This window comes from Streptomyces sp. NPDC004561, from assembly GCF_053602155.1.
Map to the genome: position 1 here is coordinate 1 of NZ_JBSGDB010000444.1, position 7,237 is coordinate 7,237.

The 7,237-nt window shown below is 70.7% G+C and carries 7 protein-coding genes; 4 read left to right on the forward strand and 3 right to left on the reverse strand.

The features are described from left to right. Window positions 1-140: 140 nt before the first annotated feature. Window positions 141-824, forward strand: coding sequence for a helix-turn-helix transcriptional regulator (locus tag ACWEN3_RS37165; protein ID WP_452980344.1), 684 nt, complete (start codon window positions 141-143; stop codon window positions 822-824). A 61-nt stretch (window positions 825-885) separates the two neighbouring features. Here the strand turns inward: ACWEN3_RS37165 and ACWEN3_RS37170 are convergent, their stop codons facing one another. Together ACWEN3_RS37170 and ACWEN3_RS37175 are read right to left on the reverse strand one after the other, a co-directional pair. Further along, window positions 886-1,233: a hypothetical protein gene (locus ACWEN3_RS37170; RefSeq protein WP_452980347.1), complete on the reverse strand. Its 348-nt coding sequence runs from the start codon at window positions 1,231-1,233 to the stop codon at window positions 886-888. Window positions 1,234-1,254: 21 nt separating this feature from the next. Further along, window positions 1,255-2,946 carry a sodium:solute symporter family protein gene (locus ACWEN3_RS37175; protein ID WP_452980350.1) on the reverse strand — a complete coding sequence of 564 codons (1,692 nt, stop codon included), beginning with the start codon at window positions 2,944-2,946 and terminating at the stop codon, window positions 1,255-1,257. Window positions 2,947-3,139: 193 nt separating this feature from the next. Between ACWEN3_RS37175 and galT the strand changes: the two genes are divergently transcribed. Genes galT through galK form a run of 3 tightly spaced genes read left to right on the forward strand, consistent with a single transcriptional unit; the run spans window position 3,140 to window position 6,341 of the window. Then, on the forward strand, window positions 3,140-4,225 hold the full coding sequence (galT, locus tag ACWEN3_RS37180) for a galactose-1-phosphate uridylyltransferase (RefSeq protein WP_452980353.1): 1,086 nt from the start codon (window positions 3,140-3,142) through the stop codon (window positions 4,223-4,225). Continuing rightward, window positions 4,222-5,184 carry a UDP-glucose 4-epimerase GalE gene (gene galE / locus ACWEN3_RS37185; protein ID WP_452980356.1) on the forward strand — a complete coding sequence of 321 codons (963 nt, stop codon included), beginning with the start codon at window positions 4,222-4,224 and terminating at the stop codon, window positions 5,182-5,184. The genes galT and galE overlap by 4 nt, the downstream gene beginning before the upstream one ends. Beyond that, on the forward strand, window positions 5,184-6,341 hold the full coding sequence (galK, locus tag ACWEN3_RS37190) for a galactokinase (RefSeq protein ID WP_452980359.1): 1,158 nt from the start codon (window positions 5,184-5,186) through the stop codon (window positions 6,339-6,341). Before galE ends, galK begins: the two co-directional genes overlap by 1 nt. A gap of 77 nt (window positions 6,342-6,418) precedes the next feature. Here the strand turns inward: galK and ACWEN3_RS37195 are convergent, their stop codons facing one another. After that, window positions 6,419-6,874 carry a GNAT family N-acetyltransferase gene (locus tag ACWEN3_RS37195; protein WP_452980362.1) on the reverse strand — a complete coding sequence of 152 codons (456 nt, stop codon included), beginning with the start codon at window positions 6,872-6,874 and terminating at the stop codon, window positions 6,419-6,421. Window positions 6,875-7,237 lie beyond the last annotated feature (363 nt).

Here is a 7,237-nt window from a genome sequence, read left to right on the forward strand (position 1 = left end):
CATCATTTGGGGCAGCGCGACGTCGAACAAGCGTGTAGCTTCCGGGGGCATGGATGCGAGGTGCCGGGGGGCCCTCTGTCCTTCGGAACCGGTGGGCGTCCATAGTGGGGCATCCATGGGGGGGACTGGGGGGTTGCTCTATGGGAGTGCGGCTCATGGTCGTCGACGACCATCGCCTGCTCGCGGAGGCGCTGGCGTCCGCGTTGAAGCTGCGCGGGCACCGGGTGCTCGCGGCGGCGGCGCCGGCCGCGGGCGCGGCGGATCTGGTGATCGCGCGGGCGCCGGAGGTGTGTCTGCTGGGCACGGCGGCGCCGGCCGAGCCGGGGGCCTTCGACCCGGTGGTGAAGATCAAGCGGGAGCGGCCTCAGGTGGCCGTCCTGGTGCTGGGGCCGGTGCCGTCGCCGCGGGGGATCGCCGCGGCCTTCGCCGCGGGCGCGTCCGGGTATGTGCGGCACGACGAGCGGATCGAGGGCGTCGAGCGGGCGATCATGAAGGCGCGGGCGGGCGAGGCGGCGGTGGCCCCGCAGTTGCTGCAGGGGGCCTTCGGCGAGCTGCTCAACCCTGCCGCGCAGCCGGACGACGAGGCTCAGCGGCTGTTGCAGGTGCTGACGCCGCGGGAGGTGGAGGTGCTGGTCAGGGTGGCCGAGGGCGAGGACACCCGGCTGATCGCCGCCGGGATGGGGATCGCGCCGAGTACGGCACGGACGCATGTGCAGCGGGTGCTGATGAAGCTGGGCGTCGGCTCACGGCTGGAGGCGGCGGCGCTGGCCGCGCGAACGGGCCTGCTGGACCGGGCGGGACCGCTCGACGCCCGTCCGGAGTAGGCGCCCGAAGGGGCGCGGGGGCCGCGCTGATCGGCCCCCGCGCGCCCGCGGGCGGCGGCGCCTACTCGTCGTCCCCCTTCCCCTCCGGCAGCCCCTCCGGGGGGAGCGGCGGGGGAGTGGGGCGCAGCTTCAGCCAGGCCAGGAAGAAGACGCCCAGCAGGAGCATGCCGATCCCGGTCCAGAGGTTGATGTTGACGCCCTGGGCCTTGTCGATCGCGGACTGGGAGTCGGTGATGCCGGTGATCGTGACGATGACGCCGTAGACCACGAAGAGGCCGCCGATGATGCGGCGCAGGTCGAAGATGCGGGCCGCGGTCGCGGACCTGCTCTGCAGTTCGGCGACCTCCCGCGCGACGTGGTCCTCGGTGTAGTGGTCGGGACGGCGGGGGTGTTCGGAGTGCTCGGACATGGTTTCCTCGATCCTCCCGCGTCAGAACGAGAACGGGATGTAGCAGGCGGCGGCCAGGACGACCGCGCCCCAGCCCAGCAGGGCGGGCCGGCGGTACCAGGCGTCGTCGCCGGGGGCGGGCGGCTCGGACATGCCGGGGGAGCGGGTGCCGTAGACCAGGCCCCGCAGTTCCTCGGCCGGCTTCGGCCGGGTGAACAGGGACACCAGGAACATGACGACCGCGCCGGCCACGAAGCCGGCGATCGCGGAGACGAAGTTGGCGCCCTGGTCGGAGGGGATGGAGATGATCCCCTTCTTGTAGAGGACGAAGTAGTTGACCATCGCGGTGACGGTGCCGGCGAGCAGGCCCCAGAAGCCGGCCTTGGCGGACGCCCGCTTCCAGAACATGCCGACGATGAAGACGACGAACATCGGCACGTTGAAGAAGGAGAACAGCGTCTGCAGGTAGGCCATGATGTTCGAGAACGAGGACGCGAGGAACGCGGTGCCGACGGAGGCGCACACGCCGACCACCGTGATCAGCCGGCCGAAGCGGACGTAGTACGAGTCCTCGCGGCCGGGCATCACGTACTTGGCCCAGATGTCGTTCGTGAACACGGTGTTGAAGGACGACACGTTGGCCGCCATGCCGGCCATGAAGGCCGCGAGCAGACCGGTGACCGCGATGCCGAGGACGCCGTTGGGCAGCAGTTCCTGCATCAGGTAGGGGATGGCGTCGTTGTACTGGTAGCCGGAGCCGGCGGTGCCGAAGTGCGGGACGACCGCGGCGGCGACCAGGCCCGGGATCATCACCAGGAAGACGATGAAGATCTTCGGGTAGGCGGCGATCAGCGGGGTCCGCTGCCCGGCGGAGAGGTTCTTCGCGGACAGGGCGCGCTGCACCTCGGCGAAGTTGGTGGTCCAGTAGCCGAAGGACAGCACGAAGCCGAGGCCGAGGACGATGGTCAGCCAGTTGGCGCCGAGCGGGTTGGCGCTGCCGATGCCGGTGCCGCCCCAGGCGGTGGTGAAGTCGTGGCCGTGGCTCGCCGTGAGCTTGTCGGTCAGGCCGTGCCAGCCGCCGACCTTCTTCAGGCCGAGCACGGTGATCGGGATGAGCGCGGCCAGGATCACGAAGAACTGGAGCACCTCGTTGTAGATCGCCGAGGACAGACCGCCCAGGGTGATGTACGCGAGCACGAAGGCGCCGGCGACCACGATGGCGACCCACTGGGGCCAGCCGAGCAGGGCCTGCACGACGATCGCCAGGGCGTAGAGGTTGACGCCGGCGATCAGGATGGCCGCGAACGCGAACAGGATCGAACTGAGCAGGTGGGCGGCCCGGTCGAAGCGCAGTAGCAGGAACTCGGGGACCGAGCGGACCTTGCTGCCGTAGTAGAAGGGCATCATCACCAGGCCGAGGAACACCATGGCGGGGATGGCGCCGATCCAGTACCAGTGCACGGTGTAGGCGCCGTACTGGGCGCTGTTGGCGGCCATGCCGAGGATCTCGGTGGCCGCCAGGTTCGCCGAGATGAAGGCGAGGCCGGTGATCCAGGCGGGCAGCGAGCGTCCTGACAGGAAGAAGTCCAGGCTGGTCTTCACCGACCGACGCGCCGCGAAGCCGATGCCGAGCACGACGACGAAGTAGATCGCCAGGATCGTGTAGTCCAGCCAGTTGGTGGGGAGCCGTAGGCCCGCCGCCAGATACGTGTGTGCGTATGTGGGGGTTTGCATGAGGAACTCGCTTCGTTGCGCGAACTGATCAGAGCGGAACCTACGCCTCTACGTTCAGATATTGAACACTTCTGTTGATGTTCTTTGTTTGATTGTGATGATCCTAGACGTTGTCTGGTTGTGGTCTGTTATGTTTGATTGTGTTGAGTGATTGGGTGCGGACACCCCTCAGGGGCTGACCAAGGAGTCCGGCGTGAAGAAGACCTCGACCCGGCTGGCCGACGGTCGTGAGCTGATCTACTACGACCTTCGGGACGACACCGTGCGCGACGCGGTCGACCGCCGCCCGCTGGACCGTACGGTCACCACGTCCGAGATCCGCCGCGACCCGCTGCTCGGCGACACCGTGGCCGTCGCCTCGCACCGGCAGGGCCGCACCTACCATCCGCCGGCCGACGAGTGCCCGCTGTGCCCGACGCGGGTCGACCGGCTCAGCGAGATCCCGGACTCCTCGTACGACGTCGTCGTCTTCGAGAACCGGTTCCCCTCGCTCGCCGGCGACTCCGGGCGCTGCGAGGTCGTCTGCTTCACCTCCGACCACGAGGCGTCCTTCGCCGACCTCGGCGACGAGCAGGCGCGCCTGGTGCTCGACGCGTGGACGGACCGCACCTCGGAACTGTCGCACCTGCCCTCCGTCGAGCAGGTGTTCTGCTTCGAGAACCGGGGCGAGGAGATCGGTGTCACCCTCGGTCATCCGCACGGCCAGATCTACGCCTACCCGTTCACCACGCCCCGCACGGCGCTGATGCTCCGCTCGCTCGCCGCCCACAAGGAGGCGACCGGCGGGGAGAACCTGTTCGACGCCGTCCTGGAGCGGGAACTGGCCGGGGAGCGGGTCGTCCTGGAGGGTGAGCACTGGGCGGCCTTCGTGCCGTACGCGGCGCACTGGCCGTACGAGGTCCACCTGTACCCGAAGCGCCGGGTGCCGGATCTGCTCGCGCTCGACGAGGCGGCGCGCACAGAATTCCCCCAGGTCTATCTGGAACTCTTGAGGCGCTTCGACCGGATCTTCGGCGGGCGGGACGCGGGGGAGGGCTCCGTGGACGACCCCCCGACGCCCTACATCGCGGGCTGGCACCAGGCCCCGTTCGGCCCGCTGGCGGGGTTCGACGGTGTGACCCGCGACGACTTCGCGCTCCACCTCGAGCTTTTCACCATCCGCCGCACTTCCGGCAAGCTGAAGTTTCTCGCGGGTTCCGAGTCCGGCATGAGCGTGTTCATCAACGACGTGCCGCCGGAGCGCGCGGCCGAGCGACTGCGAGAGGTAGCGAGTTCATGAAGTACCTGGTGACGGGTGGCGCGGGTTACGTCGGCAGTGTCGTGTCCCAGCACCTGCTGGAGGCCGGCCACGAGGTCACCGTCCTCGACAACCTCTCCACCGGCTTCCGCGCGGGCGTCCCGGCCGGCGCGGCCTTCGTCGAGGGCGACATCCGCGACGCCGCCAAGTGGCTCGACCCCTCCTACGACGGCGTGCTGCACTTCGCCGCGTCCTCGCAGGTCGGCGAGTCGGTGGTGAAGCCCGAGAAGTACTGGGACAACAACGTCGCCGGCAGCATGGCCCTGCTCGGCGCCATGCGCGACGCGGGCGTGCGCCGGCTCGTCTTCTCCTCCACGGCGGCGACCTACGGCGAGCCGGAGCAGGTCCCGATCGTGGAGACCGCCCCGACGAAGCCGACCAACCCCTACGGCGCCACCAAGCTCGCCGTCGACCACATGATCACCAGCGAGGCCGGTGCCCACGGCCTCGCGGCGGTCTCCCTGCGCTACTTCAACGTGGCGGGCGCCTACGGCACGTACGGCGAGCGCCACGACCCCGAGTCGCACCTGATCCCGCTCGTCCTCCAGGTCGCCCAGGGCCGGCGCGACGCGATCTCCGTCTACGGCGACGACTACCCGACCCCCGACGGCACCTGCGTCCGCGACTACATCCACGTCGCCGACCTCGCCGAGGCCCATCTGCTGGCCCTGCAGGCCGCGCGGCCCGGCGAGCACCTGATCTGCAACCTCGGCAACGGCGAGGGCTTCTCGGTGCGCCAGGTCATCGAGACCGTCCGCGAGGTCACCGGCCACCCGATCCCCGAGGTGGTCGCCCCGCGCCGGGGCGGCGACCCGGCGGTCCTGGTCGCCTCGGCGGACACGGCCCGCGAGAAACTGGGCTGGAACCCGACCCGCGCGGATCTCGCGGGGATCGTCGCGGACGCGTGGGAGTTCGCACAACACATCGCCAGGGGGCAGTAGTGGGGGCAGCACAGCAGGTCGCGGAGCGCTTCACCGAGCTGTACGGGACGCGGCCGGAGGGAGTGTGGGCGGCGCCGGGCCGGGTCAACCTGATCGGCGAGCACACCGACTACAACGACGGGTTCGTGATGCCGTTCGCGCTGCCGCACCAGGCGGTCGCGGCGGTCTCCCGCCGGGAGGACGGTCTGCTGCGCCTGCACTCGGCGGACGTCGAGGGCGGGGTCGTGGAGCTGTCCCTGGACGCGCTCGCCCCGGGGAGCGACCGGGAGTGGACGGCGTACCCGGCGGGCGTGGTCTGGGCGTTGCGCGAGGCGGGGCACGAGATCACCGGCGCGGACGTCCATCTGTCCTCGACCGTCCCGACCGGCGCGGGCCTGTCCTCCTCCGCCGCCCTGGAGGTGGTGATCGCGCTCGCGCTGGACGACCTGTACGGCCTCGGCCTGCGGCGCTGGAAGCTGGCCCGGCTGTGCCAGCGCGCCGAGAACGTCTACGTCGGCGCGCCGACCGGGATCATGGACCAGACGGCGTCGGCGTGCTGCGGGGAGGGCCACGCCCTCTTCCTCGACACCCGTGACCTCTCCCAGCGGCAGATCCCCTTCGACCTGGCGGCCGAGGGCCTGCGTCTGCTGGTGGTCGACACCCAGGTCAAGCACGCCCACAGCGGCGGCGAGTACGGCAAGCGCCGGGCCGGCTGCGAGAAGGGCGCGGCCCTGCTGGGCGTCGACGCCCTCCGTGACGTCCCGTACGCCGAACTCGACGCGGCCCTGGCCCGGCTCGGCGACGAGGAGGAGGTCCGCCGGCTGGTCCGGCACGTCGTCACCGAGGACCGGCGGGTGGAGCGGGTGGTGGAGCTCCTGCACGCCGGCGAGACCCGTGCCATCGGCCCGGTCCTGACCGAGGGTCACGCCTCCCTGCGCGACGACTTCCGTATCTCCTGCCCCGAATTGGACCTGGTCGTCGACACCGCGCTGGCGGCCGGCGCCCTCGGCGCCCGGATGACCGGCGGCGGCTTCGGCGGCTCGGCGATCGTCCTGGCCGAGGCGTCCGACGTGGACACCCTCACCAAGGCGGTGCGGGAGGCCTTCGCCGCGGCCGGCCACACGGCACCGCGCGTCTTCGAGGCGGTCCCCTCGGCGGGGGCCCGGCGGCTGGCCTGACCCGTTCGCCGGTCTCGTCAGCCCCGTACACCTGCGCGGGGCTGACGGTCTGTCGGATGCCGGTGGAGCGACCGCGGTCAGGTCAGGTGCTTCGTGAGGGTGTACTCGGTGATGCCCGGCGGGTAGTCGGGGATCACCGACACCACCTCGTAGCCCTGTTTCCGGTAGAACTCCGGTGCCTGGAAGTCCCAGGTCTCCAGGCGGGACGCAGTGCAGGCGCGGTCGGCTGCGGCGATGCGCTCGGCCTCGGCGAGCAGTTGGGAGCCGAGGCCCGTGCCGCGGTGGCGGGCGTCGACCCACAGGTAGGCGACGTGCAGCCAGCTGGTCCAGGTGTGGCCGACCAGGCCGCCCGCGAGGTCGCCGGCGGTGTCCAGGGCCCACACGTGCAGCGGGACCTCGCGTTCGCCGGGCGTGCCGCGCAGGGCCGCCATCACGGGGGAGGCCGCCGTGTTGGTCTCCCGCAGCCGCGAGCGGAGCAGATCACGTCGGTCCTTGTCGACTTCCGCCTCAATACGAAACATGCGGCACACCATAAACGCGCCGGACGGCCAGTTCTGCAAATCACCTTCCGCTGTCGTCTCCCATCCGTACTCTGAGGAACAGCACCGGTGGGGGCCGGTGCCGATCAGGGGGCGAGACAGGCGGGTTCGGCGCCCGTGGTGGGGGTAGCAGTTTCCGCGACGGCGGCGGCCGCGCGGACGGGTGTCCTTTCCGCGAGTGTCGTCCCCGTGCAGATCACCCGCGCAGATCCCCTGCTCCACGCGGAGCCTGGGGAAGGGGGTTTCGTGGTTCGTATCCGAGTCCTGGTCGTGGACGACCACCGCATCTTCGCCGAGTCGCCCTGGCCGTCGCCGCCCCGGTGGTCGGTGCCGCCGTCATGGCGCGGGTACGGCTCG

Excerpts from the sequence above, each read along its gene's own strand:
- ACWEN3_RS37165 (WP_452980344.1), top strand. The coding sequence starts at position 141 with ATGGGAGTGCGGCTCATGGTCGTCGACGACCATCGCCTGCTCGCGGAG.
- ACWEN3_RS37170 (WP_452980347.1), bottom strand. The coding sequence starts at position 1,233 with ATGTCCGAGCACTCCGAACACCCCCGCCGTCCCGACCACTACACCGAG.
- ACWEN3_RS37175 (WP_452980350.1), bottom strand. The coding sequence starts at position 2,946 with ATGCAAACCCCCACATACGCACACACGTATCTGGCGGCGGGCCTACGG.
- galE (WP_452980356.1), top strand. The coding sequence starts at position 4,222 with ATGAAGTACCTGGTGACGGGTGGCGCGGGTTACGTCGGCAGTGTCGTG.
- ACWEN3_RS37195 (WP_452980362.1), bottom strand. The coding sequence starts at position 6,874 with ATGGTGTGCCGCATGTTTCGTATTGAGGCGGAAGTCGACAAGGACCGA.